At 69.1% G+C, this 25,739-nt stretch carries 25 protein-coding genes and 1 riboswitch; of the genes, 15 read left to right on the forward strand and 10 right to left on the reverse strand.

The annotated features are described in order from the left end of the window. Positions 1-39 precede the first annotated feature (39 nt). Both IWX89_RS01640 and IWX89_RS01645 read left to right on the forward strand, forming a co-directional pair. On the forward strand, positions 40-1,107 hold the full coding sequence (locus tag IWX89_RS01640) for a CapA family protein (RefSeq protein WP_196901842.1): 1,068 nt from the start codon (positions 40-42) through the stop codon (positions 1,105-1,107). 150 nt (positions 1,108-1,257) lie between these two features. Continuing rightward, entirely contained in the window at positions 1,258-4,137 is a 2,880-nt protein-coding gene (locus tag IWX89_RS01645) for a bifunctional diguanylate cyclase/phosphodiesterase (protein WP_196901843.1), read from the forward strand. A gap of 27 nt (positions 4,138-4,164) precedes the next feature. Here IWX89_RS01645 and IWX89_RS01650 read toward each other — a convergent pair whose 3' ends face one another. From IWX89_RS01650 to IWX89_RS01660, 3 genes are read right to left on the reverse strand one after another with little or no spacing between them, the layout of a single operon-like run. Beyond that, positions 4,165-4,494 carry a hypothetical protein gene (locus tag IWX89_RS01650; RefSeq protein WP_196901844.1) on the reverse strand — a complete coding sequence of 110 codons (330 nt, stop codon included), beginning with the start codon at positions 4,492-4,494 and terminating at the stop codon, positions 4,165-4,167. Further along, entirely contained in the window at positions 4,491-5,132 is a 642-nt protein-coding gene (locus IWX89_RS01655) for a hypothetical protein (protein WP_196901845.1), read from the reverse strand. The genes IWX89_RS01650 and IWX89_RS01655 overlap by 4 nt, the downstream gene beginning before the upstream one ends. Further along, positions 5,129-5,704, reverse strand: a complete 576-nt coding sequence (locus IWX89_RS01660; RefSeq protein ID WP_196901846.1) for an RNA polymerase sigma factor — start codon at positions 5,702-5,704, stop codon at positions 5,129-5,131. The genes IWX89_RS01655 and IWX89_RS01660 overlap by 4 nt, the downstream gene beginning before the upstream one ends. Before the next feature lie 152 nt (positions 5,705-5,856). Between IWX89_RS01660 and IWX89_RS01665 the strand changes: the two genes are divergently transcribed. The 6 genes from IWX89_RS01665 (at position 5,857) to IWX89_RS01690 (ending at position 9,956) form a co-directional block, all read left to right on the forward strand. Next, positions 5,857-6,318: an Asp23/Gls24 family envelope stress response protein gene (locus tag IWX89_RS01665; RefSeq protein ID WP_196901847.1), complete on the forward strand. Its 462-nt coding sequence runs from the start codon at positions 5,857-5,859 to the stop codon at positions 6,316-6,318. Between the two features lie 166 nt (positions 6,319-6,484). Beyond that, on the forward strand, positions 6,485-6,658 hold the full coding sequence (locus tag IWX89_RS01670) for a CsbD family protein (protein ID WP_196901848.1): 174 nt from the start codon (positions 6,485-6,487) through the stop codon (positions 6,656-6,658). 99 nt (positions 6,659-6,757) lie between these two features. Further along, positions 6,758-7,843, forward strand: a complete 1,086-nt coding sequence (locus tag IWX89_RS01675; protein ID WP_196901849.1) for an iron-containing redox enzyme family protein — start codon at positions 6,758-6,760, stop codon at positions 7,841-7,843. 23 nt (positions 7,844-7,866) lie between these two features. Then, positions 7,867-8,073 (forward strand): CDGSH iron-sulfur domain-containing protein, encoded by a 207-nt coding sequence (locus tag IWX89_RS01680; protein ID WP_307836331.1) that lies wholly within the window; start codon positions 7,867-7,869, stop codon positions 8,071-8,073. 138 nt (positions 8,074-8,211) lie between these two features. Beyond that, a complete protein-coding gene (locus IWX89_RS01685) occupies positions 8,212-9,303 on the forward strand; it encodes a YihY/virulence factor BrkB family protein (RefSeq protein WP_196901851.1) in 1,092 nt (363 codons plus the stop codon). 71 nt (positions 9,304-9,374) lie between these two features. Beyond that, the gene (locus IWX89_RS01690; protein ID WP_196901852.1) at positions 9,375-9,956 is read left to right on the forward strand and encodes a hypothetical protein; all 582 of its coding nucleotides are present in this window, start codon (positions 9,375-9,377) and stop codon (positions 9,954-9,956) included. Between the two features lies 1 nt (position 9,957). Here the strand turns inward: IWX89_RS01690 and IWX89_RS01695 are convergent, their stop codons facing one another. From IWX89_RS01695 to IWX89_RS01725, 7 genes are all read right to left on the reverse strand, one after another. Continuing rightward, the gene (locus IWX89_RS01695) at positions 9,958-10,935 is read right to left on the reverse strand and encodes a magnesium transporter CorA family protein (RefSeq protein ID WP_307836332.1); all 978 of its coding nucleotides are present in this window, start codon (positions 10,933-10,935) and stop codon (positions 9,958-9,960) included. Between the two features lie 28 nt (positions 10,936-10,963). Continuing rightward, entirely contained in the window at positions 10,964-11,314 is a 351-nt protein-coding gene (locus tag IWX89_RS01700; protein ID WP_196901854.1) for a hypothetical protein, read from the reverse strand. A 126-nt stretch (positions 11,315-11,440) separates the two neighbouring features. After that, a complete protein-coding gene (gtfA, locus tag IWX89_RS01705; RefSeq protein ID WP_196901855.1) occupies positions 11,441-12,931 on the reverse strand; it encodes a sucrose phosphorylase in 1,491 nt (496 codons plus the stop codon). Between the two features lie 105 nt (positions 12,932-13,036). After that, positions 13,037-13,195, reverse strand: a complete 159-nt coding sequence (locus tag IWX89_RS01710) for a hypothetical protein (RefSeq protein WP_196901856.1) — start codon at positions 13,193-13,195, stop codon at positions 13,037-13,039. A gap of 19 nt (positions 13,196-13,214) precedes the next feature. Next, a riboswitch (cyclic di-GMP riboswitch) is annotated at positions 13,215-13,287 on the reverse strand. A gap of 148 nt (positions 13,288-13,435) precedes the next feature. Beyond that, positions 13,436-15,034, reverse strand: a complete 1,599-nt coding sequence (locus IWX89_RS01715; protein WP_196901857.1) for an APC family permease — start codon at positions 15,032-15,034, stop codon at positions 13,436-13,438. A gap of 179 nt (positions 15,035-15,213) precedes the next feature. Next, a complete protein-coding gene (locus IWX89_RS01720; RefSeq protein WP_196901858.1) occupies positions 15,214-15,885 on the reverse strand; it encodes a TetR family transcriptional regulator in 672 nt (223 codons plus the stop codon). Positions 15,886-15,992: 107 nt separating this feature from the next. Continuing rightward, positions 15,993-16,151 carry a hypothetical protein gene (locus IWX89_RS01725; protein ID WP_196901859.1) on the reverse strand — a complete coding sequence of 53 codons (159 nt, stop codon included), beginning with the start codon at positions 16,149-16,151 and terminating at the stop codon, positions 15,993-15,995. Positions 16,152-16,394: 243 nt separating this feature from the next. On the opposite strand from IWX89_RS01725, the gene IWX89_RS01730 reads away from it, so the two are divergent. The 7 genes from IWX89_RS01730 to IWX89_RS01760 all read left to right on the forward strand — a co-directional run bounded on the left by IWX89_RS01730 (position 16,395) and on the right by IWX89_RS01760 (position 25,620). Further along, positions 16,395-17,780, forward strand: a complete 1,386-nt coding sequence (locus IWX89_RS01730; RefSeq protein WP_196901860.1) for an MBL fold metallo-hydrolase RNA specificity domain-containing protein — start codon at positions 16,395-16,397, stop codon at positions 17,778-17,780. 39 nt (positions 17,781-17,819) lie between these two features. After that, positions 17,820-18,590 carry a TetR/AcrR family transcriptional regulator gene (locus IWX89_RS01735; RefSeq protein WP_196901861.1) on the forward strand — a complete coding sequence of 257 codons (771 nt, stop codon included), beginning with the start codon at positions 17,820-17,822 and terminating at the stop codon, positions 18,588-18,590. Positions 18,591-18,679: 89 nt separating this feature from the next. After that, complete coding sequence (locus IWX89_RS01740; protein WP_196901862.1) at positions 18,680-20,812, forward strand: 3-hydroxyacyl-CoA dehydrogenase NAD-binding domain-containing protein; 2,133 nt, start codon at positions 18,680-18,682, stop codon at positions 20,810-20,812. Between the two features lie 58 nt (positions 20,813-20,870). Next, on the forward strand, positions 20,871-22,052 hold the full coding sequence (locus IWX89_RS01745; RefSeq protein WP_307836334.1) for an acyl-CoA dehydrogenase family protein: 1,182 nt from the start codon (positions 20,871-20,873) through the stop codon (positions 22,050-22,052). Between the two features lie 54 nt (positions 22,053-22,106). Beyond that, positions 22,107-23,780, forward strand: a complete 1,674-nt coding sequence (locus IWX89_RS01750) for an AMP-binding protein (RefSeq protein ID WP_307836335.1) — start codon at positions 22,107-22,109, stop codon at positions 23,778-23,780. A 25-nt stretch (positions 23,781-23,805) separates the two neighbouring features. Continuing rightward, complete coding sequence (locus tag IWX89_RS01755; RefSeq protein ID WP_196901863.1) at positions 23,806-25,002, forward strand: SLC13 family permease; 1,197 nt, start codon at positions 23,806-23,808, stop codon at positions 25,000-25,002. A 42-nt stretch (positions 25,003-25,044) separates the two neighbouring features. Then, positions 25,045-25,620, forward strand: coding sequence for a PRC-barrel domain-containing protein (locus tag IWX89_RS01760; protein ID WP_196901864.1), 576 nt, complete (start codon positions 25,045-25,047; stop codon positions 25,618-25,620). The last annotated feature ends 119 nt before the right edge of the window (positions 25,621-25,739 follow it).

A 25,739-nucleotide genomic window follows, 5' to 3' on the forward strand; every position in this document is an offset into this window, starting at 1 on the left:
GAACCGCCCGCTGCCAGCGCGCGCCGTGCAGTGCCGGCCATGAGGATTGCGTTCGTCGGCGACGTGATGCTCGGGCGGCTGGTCAACGAGGAGCTCGCCGGGAGGGACCCCGCGTTCCCTTGGGGCGACACCGTGCCCGTTCTGGCGGCCGCGGACCTGCGGGTCGGCAATCTGGAGTGTGTGCTCTCCGACCGGGGGCGGCCCTGGCCGGGCAAGGTGTTTCACTTCCGCTCCGACAGCCGGAATGTGGAGAGCCTGGTGGCGGCCGGCATCGATATCGTCTCCCTGGCCAACAATCACGTCCTCGACTTTGGCGTCGACGCGTTCGAGGACATGCTGTCCACGCTCGATCGCCGCGGCATCTGTCGTGCCGGAGCCGGCCGTGACGGGAAAGAGGCCCGTCAGGTCGTGACCCTGCGGCAGGACGAACTCACGGTGGGGTTCATCGCCGTCACGGACAACGAACCTGCTTGGGCGGCCGAAGCGGGGCCGGGGGTGTTCTATGTCCCGATCGAGCTTCCGGATGCTCGCGTCGACGAGTTGCTCCAGCGCGTCACCACGCTCAGGAATGAGGTCGACCTGCTGATCGTGTCCGCTCACTGGGGCGGCAACTGGGGCGTGGCGGTGCCGGCCGCGCACCGGGTGTTCGCGCACGCGCTGATCGGCGCCGGGGTCGACGTCGTCTACGGGCACTCGCCGCACATCGTGCGCGCGGTCGAGGTGTACCGCGGCAGGCCGATCATCTTCAGCGCCGGCGACTACGTGGACGACTACGCGATCGATCCGGACGAACGGAATGACCAGTCATTCGCCTTCGTGCTGGAAACGCGCGGCGCGATCCCGCACTCGATGCGGCTGCACCCGACCCTTATCGTCGACTTCCAGGCCCGGCTGGCGGGCGCCGCTTCGCTCTCGATCGCCCGTCGTATGCAACGGCTGTGCGCCGACATCGGAACGCAGAGCGACTGGGATGAGTCCGGAAATGTCCTCGTCATCCCGATCGCCGCGGCCGGCCACTGCGTGGCGGCTTCGGGAGTCAGGACCGACGATCACGCGCTCGTCTCCGAAGGCGACGCTGCCCAGCCACCGGGCTCCGGAGCCGTGTGAGTCTTCGGGTGCCTCGGCGGTGCCGGGCGCCCCGTCGTCGTGCACGACGAAGTCGACGTCGAGCGCGTCCGGCAGGTCGCGCCATCGGCTGTACCCACGTCCCCGAATCGCGGGGAAAGTCATCGATACTGGTTGCTGGGGAGGAACAAGATGGAAGCGGAGCTGCGGGAGACCGCCGGTACGACCATCGGTCTGCTCCTGCGCCATGTGCGCAGCAAGGGAGGGGAAGCGGCCGTCGCCGACGTGCTCGCCCGAGCGGGCGTGGACCAGGACGCAGCGCTGCTCCAGGAAGACTCCAACTGGGTGAGCTACGACACCCGCATCCGGCTCTTCGAGGCGGCGACCGCCGTCCTGCACGACCCGAGCACCATGTTCGCGGTCGGTGCCAACTCGGTCATCGGCGAAGTTCCGCCGGTCTTCGTGCAGTTGCTGGGCATGTTCGCGTCGCCGGGGGCGATCTATCGCCGGCTGCCCCGAATGGTCCCGAAATTCACCACGACGTCCATGATCGACGCCCTGCAGGTCGGCGCGACCCGGGCGAGCGTGCGGTATCGACTCCATGACGGCCATGCACCGTCCCGCCTGGACTGTCAATACGCCCAGGGTCTGTTCTCCTCCGTCCCGACCATTTTCGGACTGGCTCCTGCCGTGGTCGAGCACCCCGAGTGCCAGTCGGACGGCTTCCCCGCCTGCGAATACCTGCTGACCTGGTCGACGCGGGCACACTGGTGGTCGGGGCGCAACCGCAGACGCTGGGCGGAAGCGTCGCTCTCGGTCCTCCGGGACAAGGTGCGCGAGGTCCAGGTGGCCGCCGCTGATCTCGTCAGCAGCGAAGACGTCGACGAAGTGCTGGCGAGGATCGTCAACCGGGCGGCCTCGGCCGTGCTCGCACCGGGTTATCTCCTCATCGTGGAATCCTACGATGGCGGTGCGCCGCTGGTTCGCCACCGCGGCCTGAGTCCAGAGCGTGTCGCCGATCTCGTCGCCCGGATGCTGCGCCGCGAGGATCTGGGAGCGCCCGCGCTCGTGGTGGAAATCGCCTCCACCCGCAGAGTCCACGGACGCCTCGCCGCGGTGTTCTCCGAGGGGCACTCGGCGATGGTCGGAGACCGGGTTCTGCTCGAGGCCTACGCGGGTCACGCGGCAGCCGCGCTCGACCTGTTCACGGCGCTCGAGGAGTCCCGGCGCGAGGGGCGTCGCACCGCCGCGCTGCTCAGCCTCGCGCACGAGTTGGCGACCAGTGACACGGTCGAGGACGTCGCCGAAGTCGTCGCATCGGCCCTGCCCTCCATCGTAGGCTCCGACGCTTCGGGAGTCCTGCTCTGGGATTCCGAGCGCGGTGAGCTGCGCCCGGCCGCGGCCGCCGGCATGGGCCAGGTCGAACGCGACCACTTCATGCGCTCGTCAATCCCCGCCGAGCAGACCCCCGAGCTGCTCGGTGTCCTCACTCGGCACGACCTCATCGTGATCACGGCGGACGGAGCCAGCCCGGCCCTGGCGGCGCTGCTCCGCGCCGTCGGCGTGCACACCGTTGTCGCGGCACCGCTGCTGGCCGGAGACCTGCTGATGGGCGTCGCGACGGTCAGCTGGACCAGCGCGATCACGGTCGAGGCTACGGCCGAGGCCATCGCCCGGATCGAAGGCGTGAGCCACCAGTGCTCGACCACCATGCAGAAGACGCAATTGTTGGAGACCGTGCGGCATCAGTCGGAGCACGACTCGCTGACGGGGCTGCCCAACCGGGCACTGTTCGCGCGTCGGCTCGACGCCTCGCTCGCTGAGTGCCAGGCGCACATGAACACCGCGGTGCTGTTCTGCGACCTGGACGATTTCAAGCGCGTGAACGATCGTCTGGGTCACCGCAGTGGGGACGAGCTGCTGCGTCAGGTCGCCTTCCGACTGCGCGACCAGATCGGGAGTCGAGGCACCATCGGTCGACTCAGCGGTGACGAATTCGCGATCCTCATCGGCGACCTGGCCTGGCCGGATGAGGCCGTCGAGGCCGCCGGCCGAGTCGTCGATTCCCTTAACGCGCCGTTCCATCTCGCCGGGCAGGACATTCGCATCTCCGCCAGCGTGGGGGTGGCCGTGCACGAGGGGCAGGGTGGTCGGGGTGAGGAACTGCTCGACGCGGCCGACGGTGCGATGTATTCGGCGAAGAGAACCGGACGCAACCAGGTCGCGGTCGTGGGCCACGCGTCGACCGGCGCACCCGACTCGTCGCTGCAGGCCGAGTTGTCCACCGCCCTGGCGGGCAATGAGATGCGGCTCTTCTTCCAGCCGGTCGTGGACATCTTCGGTTCCGACGGGGGCACCGTCGTGGGCGCCGAGGCGCTCATTCGCTGGGAACACCCTCGACTCGGTTTACTGACTCCGGCGGCTTTCCTGCCCCTGGCGCAGGAAGCGGGTCTGATCGCCGCCCTCGACCTCTGGGTCATCGGCGCCGCCTGCGCGGCTCTGGCGTCGTGGACGGCACCGGATGGCGAGGCTCCGGCGGGTCCCGGACTGTCCGTGGCCGTCAACCTGGATGCGGCGACCTTCCTCGACCGGAACCTTGTTCCGAGCATTCGAGAGGCGCTCAACCGAAATCGTCTCGCACCCGGGCGCCTCATCCTGGAAGTGGTGGAGAGCCGCGCGCTCGTCGACCTCCCCGGCATCGTCGAACGGCTGGTGGACCTTCGTCGGCTGGGCATCCGAGTCTCCTTGGATGATTTCGGTACCGGCTATTCGACGCTGTCCTGGCTCAACTCCCTCCCCGTGGACCAGATCAAAATCGACCGCAGCTTCATCATGAATCTCCCCGATGCCTCCTCGACGGCTCTCCTGCAGGGGATTCTCGCCCTCGCGCACAAGCTCGACGTCGAAGTGGTCGCCGAGGGGGTGGAGACCGTTGAGCAACTCGAGGTTCTGCGCACCAGCGGGTGCGGGCTGGCCCAGGGTTACCTGCTGGGGCGCCCCGCCCCGGCATTCGCCTCAAGCCCGCTTCGCGTGGCCGAATTCGTTCGCGGAGCGTCGGCGCTCTCAACGTGAGGGTGCGGTAGCTGAGGTTCGGCCCGCTCAGCCGATCCTGGCCACCGTCACGGCGACCTCCGCGATCTCCTGCTCCTCGTACTCGCGCAGGTGTTCCATGATCGCGTCGTGCACCCGGCGGCAGACGTCAGTCGCCGCGTAGCCGTCGGTGACCCCGATCTTCACGGCCACGGAGAGGCCGGCCTTCTCGTGTGCGATCAGGACCGAGTTGGCCGACGGCGGGCGGCGGGTGAGAGCATCCACTGCGGTCGTGATCACGGTGGCGATGAGCGGAGCGGCCGAGTACAGGGTGTCGACCCCGGGCACGGCGAGCACGACCTCGTCGAGACGGTCGGCCTGGGGGAGAACGTCGCTCATCGCTGCTCGGTTTCGCTCGGGGGAGTGGCCGGCCTGAGGTACAGGTCGCGAATGGTGATGTCGATCGCGGCGATGGTCAGGTCCGTGTGCTGGTCGAGGGCCGCGTAGAGGGCCTGGCGCAGGGCCTGGGCCTTGCCAGGGATGTTCTCCCTCTCGCACACGGCGGCATCGACGCGGATGGTGATCGGGGTGCCGGGAACGCTCACGTCGCCGTCGAGGCGACAGCGGCCGACGATGATGTTTTCGATCTCGTCGCCCGTCGCCCGCAGGATTCCGCGGACCGCCCCCTCGGTGACGACGAGCCGTGCGGTCGGTGAGGGGTGTTCGATGGGCATGTCGCGGCCCGAGTGGGCCTCCAGGTTGATGTTCTGAAGGATCGACCTGACCCAGCCGTCGCTGCGGGCCGACTCGCGCTCGACGTCGCTGGAGAGCAGGGAACGCTGCACGACACGGAGGCGTTGCAGGCTGCGCAGGGCGATCTGGCACTCCGGCGAGTCGTCGATGGACGGGTCGGCAGGGGTGCGGTCCCGGTCGAGGTAGTCGCTGAGCTCCTCGATCGTGTGGCCGGCCAGGTGGGCAAGCTCCCGGTCGGAGGTGTCCAGGTCGAAGGCGACGAACGGCTCGTCTGGTGAGGTCATCGCCATTCCTCCATTTCCCGGAGAAGGGTTTTGCGTGCTCGGGCGAGCAGGCCCCGAACAGTTGAAACGGGCAGCTCCAACTCTTCGGCAATCTCACCGTAACTGTACTCGGCGAGTTCGCGGAGCATCCAGCATCGTCGCTGGTCCTCCGGCAGGTCGGCCAGAACCCGGGAGAGGGCTTCGGTCTGGGACTCCGCTTCGGCCAGCCTATGGGGAGACTGATGCTCGGGCGCGGCCGGTTCGGTGAGGTCGATATTGGCGTGCTGGCGTCTGGCCCGCAACCGGTCGATGCTCTTCCGGCTCACGATGCGCATCAGCCAGCTCTTCACGGCGCCGCCGTCTTCGAGGGTGGCGAGCTGCTGCCACGCCGTGATGAAGGATTCCTGCACCACGTCGTCCATCTCGTCGTTGGACCCCAGCACCCGGGAGGCGTACACCCGCATGAGCGGTCCGTAACGTCGCACGATCACCTCGAACGCGCGAACATCCCCGTCGGCCGCGCGGTCGGCGAGGGTCAGGTCGGATGCCGTGTCGAGCGATGAGGGCACGTGCTCTCTCAGCGTTGCCGGCATGCGATCCCCCTCCTGCGGTCATGTCGTACGCCGAGATTCTACGCACGATCGCGTGACAAATATGCCATGGGACGCGTCTTAGAGGTGAATACCCGAATCGCGCCCCGGCACGGACCTCGAATATGTGAGGCCCCCGACGATTGAAGTCTCCTATGAATCCGAACCCCGCTTCGTCGAACACAGTGCCCCCGGTCGCGCCCGCGGCCGAAACCGCGCCGGCCACGGGACCCGGCCGCACCATCATCAACGACAGCGTCGTGGTCAAGGTCATCGACCTCGCGGCCCGCGACGTCGCCGGAGTGTACGCGCTCGGCACGGCGGGGCCGCGGGCGCTCGGGGCCATCCGGGAGGTCATCGCCCGCGAGGACAGCCGGGGCGTCACGGTGCGGATCGAGGACGACCAGGTCGGCGTGGACATCGCGATCGTCGCCGACTACCCGGTTCCCCTCCCGCGGATGGCCGCCGACGTCCGCTCGGCGGTGATCGCGGCCGTTGAGGAGCTCGTGGGGCTGCGCGTGACCGAGGTCACGGTGACCGTCACCGACCTGCACCTGCCCGAGGCAGACGACCAGCCCGGCGTCGAGCACTCCGAGCGTCCGGCGGGCCGGTCATGAGCACCTTCCCGGCATCGCAGGCCGACCACTCGGAGACGTTCGACGAACTCCTCGCCGGACCCCGGAACCCTGACGCTCAGGCCGAGCATCCGCAACCCCTGACTTTCGCCTGGCGCACCCGCGCCGAGCTTCCTCCCACGAAACATCGAACGAAAGCGAGACCAGCATGAGTGCATCCGACAAGATCAGCAACGCCGCCGAGGACCTCAAGGGCAAGGCCACCGAGGCAGTCGGCAAGGCGACGAACGATGACTCCAAGGTCGCGGAGGGCAAGGCCGAGCAGGCCTCGGCCAGCGCGAAGAAGGCCGGCGAGAACATCAAGGACATCTTCAAGGACTAGCCGTTCGGAGCGTGCGGCGGGCTGCTCTGCCTGCCGCACGACTCCGTTCTCCTCACTTCGCCGCACAATCAGACTCATCTCACCCAGGACCGTGACCTCATGCAGCTCTCCTTCCCGATCGCGCCGTTCCAGGCGCGGGGACCACTCAGCTCCCAGCTTCTGACCGCGCTCTCCCTCCCCGCCGACGGCTCCGGCTCCAGCCTCGGCGGGTTCATCGTCGCCACCGCGGAGGCGCTCGCGCAGTGCCAGGACATCGTCAACGACGACGATCTCCAACTGACCCTCTTCCTGCTGTACGGCCTGCACTACGGCGATGTCGTGCAGTCCGACGCGGCCTGGGAATGGCATCCGACGACCATCGTCGCCCGGGTAGCCATCGAACAGGCCCTCGAAAGCACTCTCCGGTCGACCGTGCCCCAGCCCGCGCTGCCGGCCCCGAGCCAGGACGCCGTCGCCCGGGCCCTCTTCTCGCTGACCATCGACGACCAGGGTCCCAGCCTGTCCCGGTACCTGGCCCGGAAGGCGACCGCGGAACAGGCGGTCGAGTTCATCGTGCACCGGTCGATCTACACCCTCAAGGAAGCCGACCCGCACTCGTGGGCCATCCCGCGGTTGACCGGACGCGCCAAGGCGGCCCTGATCGAGATCCAGACCGACGAGTACGGCGGCGGACATGCCGAACGCATGCACTCGAGCCTGTTCGCCGACACCATGCGCGGGCTGGGCCTCGACACCCGCTTCGGCGGCTACGTCGACCAGGTTCCGGCACTCGTGCTCGCCTCGTTCAACATGATGAGCCTGTTCGGGCTCAACCGGCGCCTGCGCGGCGCCATCGTCGGCCACCTCGCCGCCTTCGAGATGACCTCGGCGATCCCGAGTCGGCTCTACGGTGACGGCTTCCGCCGCCTGGGCTTCAGCGAGGCGATCACCCGCTACTTCGACGAGCACATCGAAGCGGATGCCGTGCACGAGCAGATCGCCGCCCGTGACCTGGCCGGGGCGCTCGCCGAGGACGACTCGCTCACGCTCCCCGACATCATGTTCGGCGCCGCCGCCTGCCTGGCCATGGACGGCTGGGTCGCCGAGGCCCTGCTGGCGAGCTGGCAGTCCGGGCGCAGTTCGCTCCGGGTCCCGCTCCCGGAGTCGGCCGCGCGTCCGCTGGCCGGAACTGCGGTGGCCTCGTGACCCCCGCGGCGTCGCATCCTCCCGTGACGATCACGGCGTGCCCCGACGGGCCGCTGCTCGTGCGCGGGGACGTCGAGATCACGGCCCCCGGTGGCCCCATTCCCCACACCCGGCGCACCGTGGCACTCTGCCGCTGCGGGGTCTCCATGATCAAGCCGTTCTGCGACGGCACCCACAAGCTCGTCGGCTTCACGACCGCGCCGACCGACCCTGCCGGGTCCGGCAGCTGAGACCAGGCGCTCGCACACCGAGCCGCCGCACGACCGGGGGCCGCCATCGAATGGGGCGAACTGCGGCCCCCACCCTTCCCGTCCGAATCGACCCCGCCGGGACTGGCCCTCCGAACGGGCGAAAGAACTGGAGAACCCATGAGACTGCTGCACAGACGCCACCGCCGCGCCGCCGAGTTGCCGCCCGCCGCCAACCCTGAAGCCCCTGCCCCCGACGACCCGCGCAAGCCGGCCTCCCCGGCCGACGTCTCGAAGCGGTCGTGGGTGTACGCGCTGCGCCGAACGGTGAGCGAATTCGGCAGGGACCAGTGCACCGACCTTGCCGCCGCGTTGACCTACTACGCGGTGCTCTCGCTGTTCCCGGCACTGATCGCGCTGGTGTCCCTGCTCGGTGTCGTCGGCCAGGGCAAACAGTCGGCCGACACCCTGCTGTCGATCCTCGGTTCCGTCGCCCCAGCGGAGGCGCTCCAGGTGATCCGCGGCCCGATCGAGCAGTTCAGTACGTCGCCGGCGGCCGGGTTCGCGCTCGTAGCGGGCATCGCCGTGGCGATCTGGTCGGCATCCGGTTACGTGGGCGCGTTCGGCCGGGCGATGAACCGCATCTACGAGGTCGACGAGGGCCGCCCGTTCTGGAAGCTCAAGCCGGTGCAGCTGCTCGTGACCGTCGCCGCCATCCTGCTCATCCTGGTGGCCGTGATCGTGCTCGTGGTCTCCGGCCCGGTGGCGGATGCCGTCGGCAACGCCCTCGGCATCGGCGAGATCGCCCGGGTAGTCTGGTCCGTTCTCAAATGGCCGCTCCTGGCCGCCGCCGTCGTGCTGCTGATCGCCATCCTCTACTACGCCACCCCGAACGCCCGGCAGCCGCGGTTCCGATGGCTGAGCCTCGGCGCGGTGCTGGCCCTGCTCGTGATCGTTGTCGCGTCGGCCGCGTTCGGGTTCTACCTGACCACCTTCGCGGACTATGCGAAGACCTACGGGTCCCTGGCCGGCATCGTGGTGTTCCTGCTCTGGCTCTGGCTGGCAAACCTCGGGCTGCTGTTCGGGGCGGAATTCGACGCCGAACTCGAACGGGGCCGCGAGCTGCAGGCCGGAATCGCCGCCGAAGAGAACATCCAGCTGCCCCCGCGGGACACCCGAACCAGCGACAAGGCGGCCGCGAAGGAGCGAAAGGCCGTCGAGGCGGGTCGCCGGATCCGGGACGCCCACCGCCGCGGCCGTCCGGCGAAGTAGCCGTAGCGGTCGGGAAGCCGGGTCTCCCCGGCGCTGTTCCGCCCGGCGAAGCGAGGTGCTAGCGTGCCGGGATGAAGCAGAGAGAACTCTTCCTCCAGTCGGATGCCGCGTTGCGCTCCGTCATCGACCGGATCACCCCCGCGAAGCTGCACCTGCCGGCGCCCGACGACTGGTCCCGCACGCCGAACCCCACACTGCGCGACATCCTCGCCGACCACGCCCGCGACGAGGCCTGGCTGCCTGCCGTGCTGGCCGGACGCACCATCGCCGACGTCGGCGACGACTACGCCGGCGAACTGCTCGGCGACGATCCGATCGGAGCCTACGACCGGCTCAACGACCTCGCCACGGCAGCGGTCACCGCCCACCTCGACCCGGGCAAAACCGTGCACCTGAGCTACGGCGACTTCCCCCTCGCCGAATACCTGCAGCACGTGAGCATCTACCGTGCCTTCCAGGCCTGGTCGATCGCGAAGCTCGTCGGGCTGGACTTCGCGATGCCCGCGCCCCTGGTCGAGAACCTGTGGGAGCAGATCGGGCCGCAGATCCCCGCCTGGCGGGAGATGGGCGTCTTCGGCCCGGAGGTCGACGTTCCGCCGGACGCCGACCGCGAGACACAGCTGCTCGGCAAGACCGGCTACTGGGTGCCGTGACTCAGATCCAGTCGTTGCGCTTGAACAGAACGTAGAGCAGCGCCGACAGCCCCACGATCAGGCCGAGCGAACTGTAGTAGCCGAACTCCTGGCTGAACCCGGGGTAGGGCACATTCTGACCGTAGAACCCGGTGATCGCCGTCGGCACGGCGATGATGGCCGCATACCCGGTGACCTTCTTCGTGATCACGTTGAGCCGGTTCCCCTGGATCGCGAGATTGGCCTCGAGGATGCTGGTGGCCAGGTCACGCAGGCTCTCGGTCCATTCCATCGCCCGCAGCACATGGTCGTAGACGTCCTGGAAGTACGGCCCCATCTCGTCGCCGAGCAGGTGCAGGTCGCGACGGAGCAGCGTGTTGACGACCTCTCGCATCGGCAGGATCACCCGGCGCAGGGTGACCAGGCTCTTGCGGAGCTCGAAGGAACGCCGTTGCACCACCTCCTGGTCGGCGCTGGGAACGAAGAGCTGGCTCTCCAGCTCCTCGATCTCGTCGTCGAGGGCCTCGACCGCCTCGAAGTAGCCGTCGACGAGGTAGTCGAGCAGCCCGTGGACCAGGAACGCGACCCCGTTCTTCGCGAGGTCGGGGGAGGAGTCCCACCGGGCGACGACCGCGTCCACGCCGAACCGGCCGTTCCGGTGCACGGTCACGAGGGCGCGGTCGGTGATGAACGCTGCGATCTCGTGCGTGGTCACCCGTGAGGTGGCCGGGTCGAGGGCAGCGGAGTAGGCGGAGAGGAAGAGGTGGTCGGGATAGCGGTCGAGCTTGGGACGCTGACCCAGGCTGAGCGCGTCTTCGACCGCGAGTTCGTGCAGCCCCAGTTCCTCCGCGAGGAGGGCGAGCTCGTCCTCGCCCGGATCGTCAAGGTCGACCCACACCACCGAGTCGGCTGCCTCGAGGTGCTCGGACACGTCGGCGAGCGAGAAATCCTCGCCGACGAGGAGGCCATCACGGTAACAACGGGTTCGAGGTGTCTGCACCCCCTCAGTCAACCAGCTATCGCACGGCTCAGAGCCCGTACAAATCGTCCCAGCCGTTATTGGACAGTGTGCCGGTGTCGACATAGGCGTAGGCCGGTTCGGCGCGGGTGGTCAGCACCCGGGTGCGCTCGCGCAGGTAGGCGACGGCGACGGCGGTGTCGGGGTCCTTGGCCCGGGTCTTCTCCGGCACGCTGAGGAATTCGCTGTTCGGGCCGACGACGAGTTGCACCAGCATGGTGTGACCGTCGTCGGTCAGTGCCGGCAGTTCCAGGAGCTCAGAGCTGTTGCAGACCGGAAGAGCCACCGCCAGTTGCAGCAGCGCGTCCGCTGCGCCGTCGGTGGTGAGGAACGATTTTCCGCAGTACGAAACTCTCTTCATGAAGATGCCTTCCCCCGCGACCGTCTTCGATGGATCAAACCCAGGTCGATGCAGCCAACCTAGCGCGGCCGCACCGATCCCGCTGTCGGCAGGAATGAGGACACGCGAAGGTGGGGAATCTTCAGGTCAGAGGCCGATTCGCACCCAGCTGGCGAGGCCGGCGGGGGTGTCGATCACCTGTTCGCGGCCGGCATCCGTCAGCTCGATCCGAAAGCTCGGCGCGCCGAGCGTGGTGCGCACGGTCAGTTCCGCGCGGGCGTTCCCGTTCGACCAGAGGAGCCGCAATTCGTCCTCGCCGGGCGTCACCCAGCTGAATTCGCCGTCGAACGCCGGATGCCCGGTGCGCAGCCGGGCGAGCCCGAGCTGGGCCTGGGTGACCTCGGTGCCGAGGGCCCGGGTGACCTCGTCGGCGGGGTAGCGGTGCCGGTTCACGTCGCGGCCGTTCCCGGTCTCGGCGAAGAGGCTGGTGTCGTCCAGCCCGCCGAGCAGGCCGACGTAGTAGACCTGTGGGCGGCCGGGAAGGAAGTGCTGCACGGCGCGGGCGAGGAGGTAGGGCGCCGTCTCGCCGGCGAGCGTGCTGAAGAAGGTCGCGTTGATCTGATGCGGGAGGGTGAACCACTCCGGCACCACGGAGGCGATCGTGGAGTGGCCGTGCGTGGCCACGGCGGCGCGGGCGAAGATGGCGGCCATCTCGTCCTGGCTGATCAGCCCGGGACGGTCCCCGTTCGGGCCGGCGTCGATGATTCCGATGCCGTCATGGGTGTCGAGTACGGTGATGGCGTTCTCCGGCCGGATCTCGAACCAGCGCGCGAGGCGGTCGACGGTGCCGGTGCCGAGGGAGTGCAGCAGAAGCGGGGCGAGCGCGAAGTCGTAGACCCAGTCCACGAGCGGGGCGATCGCGAGCTGCTGGCTGTAGTGCGCGTGCACCTCGACGAGCACGTCGACCTGGGCCTCGTGGGCCAGGGCGACGACGACCTTGGTGAACTCGAGAGTCTCCGGCGTCATGAAACTGTCGGTGCCGGGGGTCTTGACGGCATAGCCGACCGCGTCGAGCCGCACGGTGCTGACGCCGCCGTCGGCGAGGGCGCGGAGTACCCGCCGCAGGTAACTGAGCGCGGCCGGGTGGTTCACGTCCAGGTCGACCTGGCTGGGCATGAAGGTCGTCCAGACGAGGTGGCGGCTGCCGTCGGCGCCCTGGTAAGCCGTGAACGGCAGGCCGGGGCGGGGACGGTAGAACGCGGTGATCTCGCGCTCGGTGCCGCCGTTCGGGAACACGGTGTCGAAGGTGAGGAACATCCCGGCGTATTCCGAGGCGTCGCCGCGGGCCAGCCAGTCGACGAATTCCGCCGAGGAGGACGACACATGGTTGACGATGAGGTCCGCGGTGAGTCCGCGGGTGCGGGCGAGCGACCGCATGTCGTCCCAGGTGCCGAGGCGAGGGTCGACCGACGCGTGGTCAACGGGGTCGAACCCTGCGTCCGCGCCATCGAAGGGAATGTAGAACGGGAGCACGTGCACGCTCGAGAACGCGCGCAGCGGCCCGTCGAGCAGTGCCTGCAACTCGGGGACGGTGCCGCCCAGTCGATCGGCGTAGACGAGCAGCTCAACAGCGGACATTCTGACTCCCGGCATTCCGGCGGCACACCGGTCGGCGACACGGCGGCAGTCCGCGACTCGTGAAGGAGGCGCGGCACCGGTTCAGAAGTTACGGCACGCGGCAGGTCAGCGCAATTTGCGCGGCGCCGCGACGGCCGGCGACGAGCCGAACCAGGAGATCCCGGAGCCGGTGGTCTCCGGGGCGGACTCGTGCGAGGGATCCGTCGGAACCGGGGGAGCCGCTCGGCCGTTGCGCGGGTTGGATTCTGCGAAGGGAAAGCTCATGCTGTGCCAGTCCTGTCCAATCGGTAGGCCGGCTGACCCAGGGTCCCGTGCCTTTGCGACCCCGCCTTGCGACGAGTGTGCCCGTGCGATTGGCGGTGAGAAACCGCCCGGCCGGCGTAGGAAGATCGGCAGGCCTCGCAGGCAGTATCGCCGGATGGCGGCGGAACGGCAAGGGCCCCGCCGTTCCGGTCGAATGTCGACCAGGACGTCGGGGCCGGAGAGGCGGATGCCGGTCTGCCCCTACTCGGGGACCACCAGTGCGGGCGTGTCCTTGCGCAGGGTCTCGCCGCGGAAGAAGCTCGGCTGGCGCCAGTAGGTCAGGCCCATCACCGCGCCGCCGAGCAGCAGGAGACCGACGCCGATCACGAAGACGAGTCCGATCCCGAAGAGCTCAGAGCCGCTGCCGAAGTCGGGGCTCCAACTGCTCACTGCGGTCTGCACGAAGACGACGGTGAGCATCAGCCCGCCCAGCCCCGGCACGAGCAGGCGCATGACGAAGTTCCGGATGCTGCTGAACAGGCTCTGCCGGAAATACCAGACGCAGGCGAACGAGGTCAGGGCGTAGTAGAAGCAGATCATCAGGCCCAGCGACATGATCGTGTCATTGAGCACGTTGACGCTGATGACCGTCATGACCGCGTAGAACCCGCCGGCGATGGCGCCCGCGGCGATCGTGGCGTAGCCCGGCGAGCCGAATCGCTTGCTGATGGTGGCGAACTTCGGAGGGAGGGCGTTGTAGTGCGCCATCGCCAGCAGCGTGCGCGCGGGGGAGGTCATCGTGGACTGCAGGGAGGAGGCCGAGCTGGCGAGCACGGCCAGCGACATCAGCACGGCGAGCGGTCCCATGATCGGTGACGCGATGGCGGCGAAGATGTTGCCCTGGTTGTCGGGGTTGCTCAGGCCGATGCCGTCGACGCCGACGCCGGAGACCATCATGGTCGCGACGATGAGCGCGAGGTAGAGGCCGAGCACGACGAGAGCGGTGAGGGTTCCGGCCTTGCCGGCCGTCTTTTGGCCGCCCTTGGTCTCCTCGTTCATGGTGAGGCAGACGTCCCAGCCCCAGTACACGAAGATCGCCAGCGAGATCCCGGCGGCGAACTGGCTGAAGCTTTGCACCCTGGTCGGGTCGAACCACGCCCAGTCGAACGGGATCGCCGTCGTCGACGCGGCGGAGCCGGCGCCGATGAGGGCCGTCACGGTGAAGATGCCCAGGACCACCAGCTGGAAGCCGACGAGGCTGTACTGCACGAGCTTGGTGGCGTGCAGGCCGCGGTAGCTGACCCAGACGGCGAGAGCGACGAAGGCCAGGCAGGTGACGATGTTCACGGCGGTGTTGTCGGCCAGCGCGGCCAGGCCGGGATTGCCGAAGACTTCGCCGAGGAAGACGTAGAAGAAACTGACCGCGACGCCGGCCAGGCTGGAGAGCACGATGATGTTGGCGGCGAGCATGCCCCAGCCGCCCATCCAGCCGACGAACGGCCCGAACGCCTTGGTGGTCCAGGTGAACGACGTGCCGCTGTCGGGGGAGTCGGCGTTGAGCTCGCGGTAGGCCAGGGCGACCAGGATCATCGGGATGAAGGCGACGATGAAGATCGCCGGCACCTGGAATCCGACCTCGCTCACGGTGGCGCCGAGGGAACTGGTCAGGCTGTACGCCGGGGCGACCGAAGACACGCCCATGACGACGACCGCGAGGAGGCCGATCTGGCCGCCTTTGAGGCCTTTCCTGGTGATGCCGTGGGTGGATCCGGCCGCGTCGTGCAGCTCGTTGCTGTGCACGTGCGGCTGGTTGCCGCCGGCGGGGGAGGCCGGGGCTGGCCGGGTCGAGAGGTCGGTCATGGTGATCCCTTTCATGCGTCTTCACTGACGATGTGTGGGTGGGGACGGCGGGCGCGAGCGGCGGGATGGCGTCGCGCTGCCGACTAAATGAATTGGGTTCGTTTAGTTTGAGCCGGGCGGCAAAGGAATGCAAGCGAATCCGAAAGAAAAAGATAACATTCCGGATGTTTGCACCGGCTTCAGGCGGGACGCCCCGGTCTGGTGGCGGGGACAGCCGCGAGCAGCGCCTCGAGCCCGAACCGGAAGGCCACGTCGGCGGGGCGCTCCCCGGTGCTCCGGTCCTGGCCGAGGACTGCCGCGGTGAACGTCGGGCTCGAGTCGGCCAGCTCGCCGGTGTCGAAGATGTCGGCCGGCGCATTGGCGTCGAGGGCGGAGCCGAAGATGAACGACTCGACGGCGACGATGGCCGGAATGATCGTCTCCACCGGCACGCCGGCCCCGGCCAGTCCCACGGCAACGGTCTCGTACATCTTAAGCGTTTCCGGGGCGCCCGTCACCGGCAGCACGGCCACCAGCGGAACCAGGGGAGAGTGACGGGCGAACACGTCCCGGTAGGACCACGCCCAGCGGCGCATGGCGTCATCCCACGGCTCTGAGCCGAACCCGCTCACGTCGACCATGGTCATCACATGGTCTTCCAGCCATTGCAGCACCTCCTGCTTGGAGGAGACGTGGTTATACAGCGCGGAAGGAGCGACCTTCAAGGTCCTCGCCAGGCTCGACATGGTGAAGCCGCCGTAGCCCTCGGTCGTGATCAGCGCGAGCGCGGCGGCGGTGATCCGGGTCCGCGACAACACCATTTCCAGGGGGCGCCCGGCGCGGCGCGGCGCTGTACTGGCGGCGGCGGTCATCCGGCGGCTCCTCTCGAAGAGCGTGAGATGGCCAGAGTAGACCATCCGAAATGACCGGCCGTCATTTCACGGACGCCGCGGAGGGGGTCGCCGAACGCGACAGGCGGTCAGAAACCGAAATGCGGCAGGTCGAGGCTGTGCTGCTGCACCCCGCAGTCTTCGCACTCGAACCAGAGTTCCTCGTCGGCAAGGGTGTCCAGTGCCGGTTCCAGCGCCCACATCCGTCCTCGGCAGGCGCTTTGCTGGCATTCGGGGCTGAAGTTCATCGGTCTGGCTTTCTTTCTCGGGCGGCGGCTGGCCGACTCGACGGAGACTGTACCCCCGATTGGTGCCGAGTACAACAAAATCGTGGACCGGGCCGCGCGCGGATGCCTTGACACGGACCGGCATCGAAATTACCGTGAGGAATGAGCCGGTGGTTCGGCCGATTGCCTCCCCGGAAGGCGGGCGAACCGGCCGAGATGGTGCAGTCATGCCGGAGTTTCGTCGATCTCTATTGGGTGATCACCATGACGGCACGGTCAGGTTCCCGGCTCCAATTCCTCGGCGCAACCGACTCGGTCACCGGGTCGAGGTTCCTGGTGGAATCGGCCGGGCGCCGCATCCTCATCGATTGCGGCCTGTTCCAGGGCTACAAGCTGCTGCGCGACCGCAACCGGCTCGCCTTCCCGGTGGCACCGGAGTCCCTTGACGCCGTGCTGCTCACGCACGCGCACCTCGACCACACCGGTTACCTCCCGGCGCTGGTGCGGGACGGCTTCGACGGACCGGTCTACGCGACGAAGGGGACCGCGGAACTCTGTTCGCTGCTGCTGCCCGACAGCGGCTATCTTCTCGAGGAGGAGGCGAACTACGCCCGCAAGCGCAAGTCGTCGCGGCACGAGAACCCGCGTCCCCTCTACACGGCGGCGGATGCCGTGACCAGCCTCGAATCGTTCCGGCCCCGGAACTTCGACCAGGAGATCGACCTCGGCGGCGGCATCCGGGCCACCTTCGTCCCGGCCGGTCACATCCTCGGGGCGGCCCAGATCCGGCTCACGGTCGGTGAGTCGCTCGTGCACTTCACCGGCGATCTCGGCCGGGCGAACGACCCTCTGATGAACCCGCCGCGCGCGCTGGAGGCCGTCGACGTGCTCGTGGCGGAGTCGACCTACGGGGACCGCACGCACGACCCGGCCGACCCCGAGGCCGAACTCGGTGAGGTGATCCGCCGGGTCACGGGGCGCGGCGGCGTCATCGTGATCCCCGCCTTCGCGGTCGGCCGGTCTGAGACCGTGCTGCTGCACCTCTCCCGGTTGCGCGACCGCGGCGAGATCCCGGACATCCCGGTGTACCTGAACAGCCCGATGGCGGTCGACGCCACGGAGATCTACCAGCGCCACCAGAGCGAGCACCGCCTCACCGAGGCCGAGTACCGGAGCATGTACGACCTTGCCCGGATGGTGCGCACCGTCGACGAATCCAAACTGCTCAACCTGCGCGGCGGCCCGATGATCATCATCTCCGCCAGCGGGATGCTCACCGGCGGCCGCGTGCTCCACCACATCGTGGCGTTCGGCTCCGACCCGCGCAACGCCATCATCCTGACCGGTTTCCAGGCCGGCGGCACCCGGGGCGCCGCCCTGCTCCGTGGAGACGACAAGCTGCGCATCTTCGGCCGGGATGTGCCGATCACCGCCGAGGTCGTGGAGATCGGGAGCCTGTCCGCCCACGCCGACTCCGACGAGATCATCGAGTGGATGCGTGCCGCCCCGGCCGCCCCCGCGATGACGTACCTCACCCACGGCGAGCCGGCATCCTCCGACACCCTGCGGTTGCGGATCAAGCACGAGCTCGGCTGGAACGTGCGGGTGCCCGAACACCTCGAGCAGATCGATCCGTCCGCTCCCCGCTGAGCCCGGGCGTGGGGGATTCCGTGATAATTTCGGCAGACCATGACCGTTCCCCCGCGCACCGAGTTCGCGAGCAGTGATTCCGCAGGCGAGGAGTCACCGCCCGCGCGCCAGCGCGCGCTGACCAGGGTCGAGGTCGCCGACGTCGCCGTGCGGCTGTTCCGCGAGCGCGGCTATGAGGCCACCAGTGCCACCGAGATTGCCGAGGCGGCGGGGGTCTCCCGCAGCACGTTCTTCCGGCAGTTCCGCTCGAAGGACGACGTGATCTTCGCCGACCACGACGAGCTGCTCGAACAGATCGCGCGCCATTTCGAGTTGCCGCACGCCGACCCGTGGCTGGCCGTGTGCGAGGCGGCGACCATGGTCTTCGAACGGTTCCGGGAGCGCCTGGAGGTCGTGCGGATCAGGGACCTGGTCGTGCGGGAGACCCCGGTGCTGCATGACCGGGAGACCGTCATGGTGATCCGGTACGAACGGATGTTCGCCAGCTACCTCAGGTCATCCGCCCCGGCGGTGCCGGCGCTGGCCGCCATCCGCTTCGCGGCCGCGGTCACGGCCACCCACAACTACGAACTGCGCCGGCTGATCCGCTCGACGGTGGATGACCCCCGCGCCGCCGCCCTGCCGGCCGAGCTGGCCGCCGAACTCGCTCAGGTGCGCCGGATGTTCCGCCCGGACGGCCGCGCGCCGGCGGGGCCGGGCCCCGGACCCGAGTTGGTCGTCGCCGTCTTCCCGGCCTCGATGGACCCCGGCGATCTGGCCAGGGCCGTCGAGGAACGACTCCGCGCGGCGACGGTCATCCCTGCCGTCTGACACTGAGTGCCACTTGACCTGAGACTGAGTGTCAGGTACAACTTGTACCTACAGCTTTTCGACCGGCGCAAGGGGGCACCGTGAACAGTGTGTTGACCACACGAATCGATGTCTCGAACCGGACCGTCGGTGGCCGCACCATCGCCCTGGTGGTCTTCACCCCTCCGGCGGGCGGGCTGATCTCCTGGACGAGGGCGGCCCTGGCCGCGCTCGCCGCCGCCGTCGACGCCATCGACCTGGCCGCGGTCGACGCGGTGGCCTTCATCGGCACCGGCGCGGTCTTCGGGGCCGGCGCCGACCTGGCCGCCTTCGGTTCGGTCTCCTCCCGCACGGAGAGTGAGCAGATCGCCCGCGACGGCTACGCGGCCTTCAACCGGATCGGCCGGCTCCGGTTGCCCACCTTCGCCTTCCTCAACGGCGTCGCGCTCGGCGGTGCGTTCGAGCTGGCCCTCCGCGCCGATTTCCGCACCGTCGCCGCTCGGGCGACGAACCTCGGCCTGCCCGAGGCACGCCTCGGTCTCGTTCCGGGCTGGGGTGGGCTCGGCCTGCTCGCCGACCTGGCCGGCCCCGCGGCAGCGGCGGAGATCGCGGTCACCCGCTCTCTCTCCGGCCGTGCCCTTTCGGCCGCGGACCTGGCGGCGTGCGGGGTCGCGGACGTCGTGATCGACGACGCCGACTTCATCGGTGCATCACTCGCCTGGGCGGCTGCCCTCCTGGCCCGCACGGCGGAAGCGGACGCGGCGGCCACCCCGGCCGGCCCCTCGGCGGTCGGGCGGCCCGCCGCGGCCGCGCCCTGGCAGCCCGAGGCGCTGCGCGCCGCAGTGCGGAAGCGGATCCCCGGCGAGCTGCCCGCCGTCGAGAAGACCATCGAGCTGCTCTCGGCCTGGCAGCGCGCGAACGACGCGCGCCCGGCATCCGTGCCCGCCGGCCCGACCGCGAGCCGGCCGGCCCGCACGGCCGCGCGGCTGGCCCGCGGCGGTGACCCGATCGAGGCTGAGACCATTGTCACCTTCGGGCAACTGCTACAGACCGACGAATGCCGCGCCGCCGTCTACGCCTTCTTCACCCTGCAGGCGGCCCGGAAACGCAGCCGGCCCGGCGGCACGGCCACCGCCGTCAGCCAGGTCGGCGTCGTCGGCGGCGGACGGATGGCCACCCAGCTCGCCCTGATCTTCGCCGAGCGCCTCGACGTTCCCGTGCGGCTGACCGATCTCACGCCCGAGCAGGTCGCCCAGGCGCTGGACTGCATCGCCGACCAGCTTGGCCGGGCCGTCACACGCGGCACCATGACGCCGCAGACCCGGGCCCGGGTTGCGGCTCTCATCACCGGCACCAGCGACCTCGCCGACCTCGCCGGCAGCGACATCGTGATCGAGGCGGTCTTCGAAGACCTGGCCGTCAAACGCGGCGTCTGGGAGTCGATCGAACGAGTCGTGCGGCCCGGCGCACTGCTGCTCACCAACACCTCCTCGCTCTCGATCGCCGACCAGGGGGCGGGCCTCCGGCACCCGGAGCGCCTGATCGGCTTCCACTTCTTCAACCCGGTCGCGCAGCTCCCGCTGGTCGAAATCGTGCGGGCGCCGCGCAACACAGATGCCGTCGTCGCGGAGGCGTTCGCGCTCGCCGGGTCGCTCGGCAAGACCGCCGTGCTGGTGAAGGACTCCGCAGGTTTCGTCGTGAACCGGCTGATCACCCGTTGGTTCAGCGACACCCTCCGTCTGATCGACGCGGGCGCCGATGCGAAACTCGTCGACGACGCACTCGTGGCCGACGGGTTCCCGATGACGCCGCTCACCCTGATCCGCCACATCGGCCCCCGCGTGCAGCTGCACATCCTCGCCCACCTCGAAGAGGGCTTCGGCGACCGGTTCGCGGTGAGCCCGAGCCTGCGGCGTATCGTGCAGCAGTCGCTGCCGAGCTACGTCGGACCCGACGGCTGCCTCACGCCCGCCGCGGCCGAGGCGATCCGGTCGATCCTGCCGTCCCCGGGCGATCGAGTCCTGCCGCCGCTCGACCAGACCGCCGTGCGCGCGCTGCTCCTGCACGGCCTGGCCGATGAGGCAGGGCGGATGCTCGCCGATGGCACGGTGCACAGCGCCGCCGACATCGACGCCTGCATGATCCTGGGCGCCAACTTCCCGCACCACACCGGCGGGCTGACCCCGCTGCTGGACCGCTCCGGCGCCTCGCTGGCCGCCCGCGGCACGCTCTTCCACCCGTGACACAGCACTCCCCTCCGCCCCGATCCACTCCACGATTCACTCCACGAAAGGAAAAACCGTGGCCGACTACGACGTATCCCTGCCGCTCGACACCGACTACTACGGTGTCTTCGCCGACGTTCCCACCGCCGACCGGGCATTCTGGGACCGCGCCCGCACCTTCGCCGAGGAGACCCTCGACGAGGTGAACGAGGCCTGGGACAAGGCAGAGTACCCGCTCCACCTCGCCCGCAGGCTCGGCGAACTCGACCTGCTCACCGACGGCGTCGTCGGGGAGGGGCTGACCCCGATGTCGCCCCTCGCGGCCGGGCTGGTCAACATGGAGATCTCCCGCGGGGACGGATCGATGGGCACGGTCGTCGCCGTGCAGGGTGGGCTGGCGCTGCGCAGCATCGCCCTCTTCGGCAGCGAGGAGCAGAAGCAGCGGTGGCTCGTGCCGCTGGCCCGCGCCGAGAAGCTGGGCGCCTTCGCCCTCACCGAACCGGACCACGGCTCCGACTCGGTCGGCCTCGAGACCACCGCGAAGCGCGACGGCGACGAGTGGGTGATCACCGGCGAGAAGAAGTGGATCGGCAACGGCTCGGTCGGCGACGTGACCGTCGTCTGGGCCAGGGACGATGACGGCAACGTGCGCGGCTTCCTGGTCGAACAGGACAACCCCGGTTACCACGCCACCACGATCACCGGCAAGGGATCGCTGCGCGCGATCCACCAGGCCCGGATCGTCCTGGACGCCGCGCGCGTCCCGTTGGACGCGGTGCTGCCGGGCACCCGCACGTTCAAAGATGCCTCCGTCGTGCTCTTCGCCACCCGGCTCGGGGTGGCCTGGTCGGCGCTCGGGCACGCCACCGCCGTCTTCGAAGCCGCCCTCAACTACTCCACCCAGCGCATCCAGTTCGGCAAGCCGCTCGCAGGGTTCCAGCTCGTGCAGGAGCGGCTGACCATGATGCTCTCGCAGCTCACCTCAATGCAGCTGCACTGCCTCCGCCTGGCCGCCCTCGACGACGCCGGCACCCTGCGGCCCATCCAGGCCTCCCTCGCGAAGTACCACAACACGAGGGCGGCTCGGGAGATCGCGGCCATGGCCAGGGACATGCTCGGCGGCAACGGCATCCTGCTCGAGAACCACGTGATCAGGCACCTCGCCGACATCGAATCCCTGCACACCTACGAGGGAACCGAGAGCGTGCAGTCGCTCCTGATCGGGAGGGATCTCACCGGCATCAGCGCGTTCCACTGATCCCCGGCACGACCGCTCCACTCCCGCACCAAACGACGGACAAAGGAGTCCCACGTGTTCGAACAGATGACCCTGCTTGACCAGACGAGCGGCCTCGAGCCGGCGACGGGCCTGGCCAACGACGCCCCGCTCACCCCGATGCGATTCCTGCAACGGTCCGCGGAGGTGTACCCGAACAAGGACGCCATCCTCTACGGCGGACGTCGCTACAGCTACACCGAATTCCGGGCGGCCGCCGAACGGCTGGCGCGCGGCATCCGTGCCCGGATCTCCCCGGGGGACCGGGTCGTGTTCCTGGCGCCGAACGTGCCCGAGATGCTGATCGCGCACTTCGCCGTGCCGCTCGCCGGGGGAATCCTGATCGCCCTGAACTCCCGGCTCGCCCGGCCAGAGATCGAGTACGTGCTCGCGCACTCCGAGGCGACGGTCCTCTTCGTCGACGCCGAGCTGGTCGCGACGGTCGGCGACGCCCGCCCCGTCTCCCCGTTCCTCACCGGGGTGATCGAGATGCCCGACGCCGAGTTCGGCCTGGCCGCCAGTGGCCTGGACTTCGGGCAGGAGAGCCTGGAATCGTTCCTGGCCGCCGCGGATGCCGCGGCGCTGGCCGATCCCCGGCCGCTCTGCTGGGACATCGACGACGAACGCTCCCCGCTGACCATCAACTACACCTCCGGCACGACCGGCAAGCCGAAGGGGGTCGTCTACTCCCACCGCGGGGCCTACCTGAACTCATTCGGCGAGGTGTTCCACAACTCGTTCACGAGCGACTCGGTCTACCTGTGGACGCTGCCGATGTTCCACTGCAACGGCTGGTGCACGCCCTGGGCGGTCACGGCGGCCGGCGCCACCCACGTCTGCCTGCGGGCGGTGCGCCCGGAGAGCGTCTGGACGGCCATCGACACCCTCGGCGTCACCAACCTCTGCGGCGCCCCCACGGTCTGCAGCCTGATCGCGAATGCGGCAGAGGCGCACCCGCTGGAACGTCCGCTGAGCATCACCACCGCCGGCGCCCCGCCCGCCCCGAGCGTGATCGAACAGCTGGAACGCCTCGGCGTGAAGGTCGTGCACGTCTACGGGCTCACCGAGGTCTACGGCCCGCACACGATCTGCGAGTACCAGTCGGACTGGGACGACCTGCCGGGCGACCAGCGAGCCCGGATGATCTCCCGCCAGGGCGTCGGGATGCTGCAGGCCGAGTCGGCGCGCGTCGTCGACCCCGAGATGGCCGACGTTCCCCGCGACGGCAGCACGATCGGCGAGATCGTGCTCCGCGGCAACAACGTCATGCTCGGCTACTACAAGGACCCGGCCGCGACCGCCGAAGCGTTCCGGGGCGGCTGGTTCCACACCGGCGACCTGGGCGTGATGCACCCCGACGGGTACCTCGAGCTCAAGGACCGGGTCAAGGACATCATCATCTCCGGCGGCGAGAACATCTCCTCGATCGAGGTGGAAAACGCGATCCTCGCGCACCCGACCGTGCTCGACGTGGCCGTGGTCGGCATCCCGCACGAGAAGTGGGGCGAGCGGCCCAAGGCCTACGTCGTGCTCCGGCCGGACCACGCCGTGACCGCGGTCGACCTGCTCACCCACACCCGTTACCTGATCGCGAGCTTCAAGGTGCCCGACCACGTGCACTTCGTCGAAACGCTGCCGCGCACGGCCACCGGCAAGGTGATGAAAGTGATGCTCCGGGAGCTGCACCAGGACGCCGTGCCGGGGGACTGATCCGCCGGCCGCTACACTCCGACTCATGGTTCTCGCGGTGATCGGTGCGGTGCTGCTCCTGCTCGGCGCCGTCGCCGTCGTGGCGGGAGTGCTACCCGTCGACGCGCTGCTCGCCCTAATCGACCGGGTCGGCCCGATCCTGCTCTTCGTGATCGCGATGACCGTCGTCACCGAGCTGTGCAGCGAGGCAGGCGTCTTCCGCTGGGTGGCCCGCCGGTTGCGGCACTGGGGCGGCGGCCGGGCCTGGCTGCTCTGGCTGTGGGTGGCCGGCTTCGCCGTCCTGACGACCGTCTTCCTCTCCCTCGACACCACGGCGGTGCTGCTCACGCCGGTGGTGGTGGTGGTGGCCCGCCAGGCGGGCCTGCCGCCGCTGCCGTTCGCCCTGACCACCGTCTGGCTGGCGAACACCGCGAGCCTGCTCCTGCCGATTTCCAACCTGACCAACCTCCTGGCGCAGCACCGGCTCGGCGGCATCACCCCGCTGGGATTCGCAGCCCTCACCGCGGCGCCCGCCCTGGTCGCCATCGTCGTTCCGCTCGCCATGGTGGCCCTCGTCTTCCGCAAGGAACTCGGCAAGAAATACGAGAGCGTGCCGGTGCAGCGCACCCGCGCCGCTGGAACGACCGGGGTGCCGGCATCCGGCGCCCGTGACCGGGTGCTGCTCGGGATCAGTGCCGCCGTCCTGGTGGCTCTCCTGCCGGCGTTGGTCGCCGGCATCCCGGTCTGGATCCCGTCGGGCATCGCAGCCCTGGTGCTCGCGGCGACGTTCCTGCTGCGCCGGCCGGGCGTGCTCAGCCTGGCGCTGATCCCCTGGTCGCTGCTCCTCTTCAGCGCCGGCCTGTTCCTGGTGATGGAGGCGCTGGCGCACCTCGGCCTGCCCGCGCTGCTCACGGTCGTGGCCGGAACCGGGAATGCGCCGGGGGACCTGTTCCGCCTCGCCGGGACGAGCCTGGTCGGCTCGAATCTGATCAACAACCTGCCGGCGTACCTCGCGCTCGAGCCGGTCGCCGACTCGACGACGCGGTTGCTGGCCGTGCTGATCGGCGCGAACGCCGGGCCGCTGATCGCGCCCTGGGCGTCGCTGGCGACCCTGCTCTGGCATAGCCGGCTGGAGAAGATGAACGTGCTGATCACCTGGCGCGGCTACGCACTGTTCGGTCTTGTCCTGGCGCCGGTCACCGTCGGCCTGAGCGTGCTCGCGATGATTGCGGTCAGCGCGTGACGACGCGAGAGAATGGGGCACGTCGTCCCGAAGGAGCGAACCATGATCACCCTTGAGCGCATCGACGAGATCGTCGTCCACGGGGGGATCGTCGTCACCAGCGACGGAGCGAAGATCGGCTCGGTCGAGCAGGTCTTTCTCAGCGAGACCTCCGGCAACCCGGCCTTCGTGACGGTGCGCACCGGACTTTTCGGCATGTCAGAGTCGTTTGTGCCCCTGGCCGGGGCCACCATCGACGGAGCCAGGATCCTCGTCGCCTTCGACCGCACCCGGATCAGGAACGGGCCGAGGATCGAGAGTGATCGCGGCTCGATCACGGTAGAGGAGGAGAGCGAGCTCTACCGCTACTACGGCGTGCCGGAGGAGGACGATGATGAGGAGTCCGCCGCTGCGGGCGCCTCCGGGGACTCCGGACTCGAACAGCCGATCGTCAGCGCGGTGACGGATGCCGCCGAGCCGGATGCAGGACCGCCGCACCCGCCGCATCCGGGCGACCGGCCGTCGCCCGCTCCCGGGCCGCATCCTCATCCGCCTCACCCGCCGCACCTCCTGAAGCACGTCGTCGACGGGCACCGCCCGCCACCGCCACCGCACTACGCGCTCCCGCCCGCACCGTAACGCGACGACAAATTCGGCGGATCTATGGGGCGATTCGCCGGGCGACGACGTACCCTGTCATTCAACAATTCTGCCTCGCCCCAGTCTCCGAGTGATTTCAGGCCGACCGGTGCGACAGT

Source organism: Cryobacterium sp. MP_M3 (assembly GCF_015752155.1).
Lineage (GTDB): Bacteria > Actinomycetota > Actinomycetes > Actinomycetales > Microbacteriaceae > Cryobacterium.

Coding starts and splice junctions, on each gene's coding strand:
- IWX89_RS01640 (WP_196901842.1), top strand. CDS start 40: ATGAGGATTGCGTTCGTCGGCGACGTGATGCTCGGGCGGCTGGTCAAC.
- IWX89_RS01645 (WP_196901843.1), top strand. CDS start 1,258: ATGGAAGCGGAGCTGCGGGAGACCGCCGGTACGACCATCGGTCTGCTC.
- IWX89_RS01650 (WP_196901844.1), bottom strand. CDS start 4,494: ATGAGCGACGTTCTCCCCCAGGCCGACCGTCTCGACGAGGTCGTGCTC.
- IWX89_RS01655 (WP_196901845.1), bottom strand. CDS start 5,132: ATGACCTCACCAGACGAGCCGTTCGTCGCCTTCGACCTGGACACCTCC.
- IWX89_RS01660 (WP_196901846.1), bottom strand. CDS start 5,704: ATGCCGGCAACGCTGAGAGAGCACGTGCCCTCATCGCTCGACACGGCA.
- IWX89_RS01665 (WP_196901847.1), top strand. CDS start 5,857: ATGAATCCGAACCCCGCTTCGTCGAACACAGTGCCCCCGGTCGCGCCC.
- IWX89_RS01670 (WP_196901848.1), top strand. CDS start 6,485: ATGAGTGCATCCGACAAGATCAGCAACGCCGCCGAGGACCTCAAGGGC.
- IWX89_RS01675 (WP_196901849.1), top strand. CDS start 6,758: ATGCAGCTCTCCTTCCCGATCGCGCCGTTCCAGGCGCGGGGACCACTC.
- IWX89_RS01685 (WP_196901851.1), top strand. CDS start 8,212: ATGAGACTGCTGCACAGACGCCACCGCCGCGCCGCCGAGTTGCCGCCC.
- IWX89_RS01690 (WP_196901852.1), top strand. CDS start 9,375: ATGAAGCAGAGAGAACTCTTCCTCCAGTCGGATGCCGCGTTGCGCTCC.
- IWX89_RS01700 (WP_196901854.1), bottom strand. CDS start 11,314: ATGAAGAGAGTTTCGTACTGCGGAAAATCGTTCCTCACCACCGACGGC.
- gtfA (WP_196901855.1), bottom strand. CDS start 12,931: ATGTCCGCTGTTGAGCTGCTCGTCTACGCCGATCGACTGGGCGGCACC.
- IWX89_RS01710 (WP_196901856.1), bottom strand. CDS start 13,195: ATGAGCTTTCCCTTCGCAGAATCCAACCCGCGCAACGGCCGAGCGGCT.
- IWX89_RS01715 (WP_196901857.1), bottom strand. CDS start 15,034: ATGACCGACCTCTCGACCCGGCCAGCCCCGGCCTCCCCCGCCGGCGGC.
- IWX89_RS01720 (WP_196901858.1), bottom strand. CDS start 15,885: ATGACCGCCGCCGCCAGTACAGCGCCGCGCCGCGCCGGGCGCCCCCTG.
- IWX89_RS01725 (WP_196901859.1), bottom strand. CDS start 16,151: ATGAACTTCAGCCCCGAATGCCAGCAAAGCGCCTGCCGAGGACGGATG.
- IWX89_RS01730 (WP_196901860.1), top strand. CDS start 16,395: ATGACGGCACGGTCAGGTTCCCGGCTCCAATTCCTCGGCGCAACCGAC.
- IWX89_RS01735 (WP_196901861.1), top strand. CDS start 17,820: ATGACCGTTCCCCCGCGCACCGAGTTCGCGAGCAGTGATTCCGCAGGC.
- IWX89_RS01755 (WP_196901863.1), top strand. CDS start 23,806: ATGGTTCTCGCGGTGATCGGTGCGGTGCTGCTCCTGCTCGGCGCCGTC.
- IWX89_RS01760 (WP_196901864.1), top strand. CDS start 25,045: ATGATCACCCTTGAGCGCATCGACGAGATCGTCGTCCACGGGGGGATC.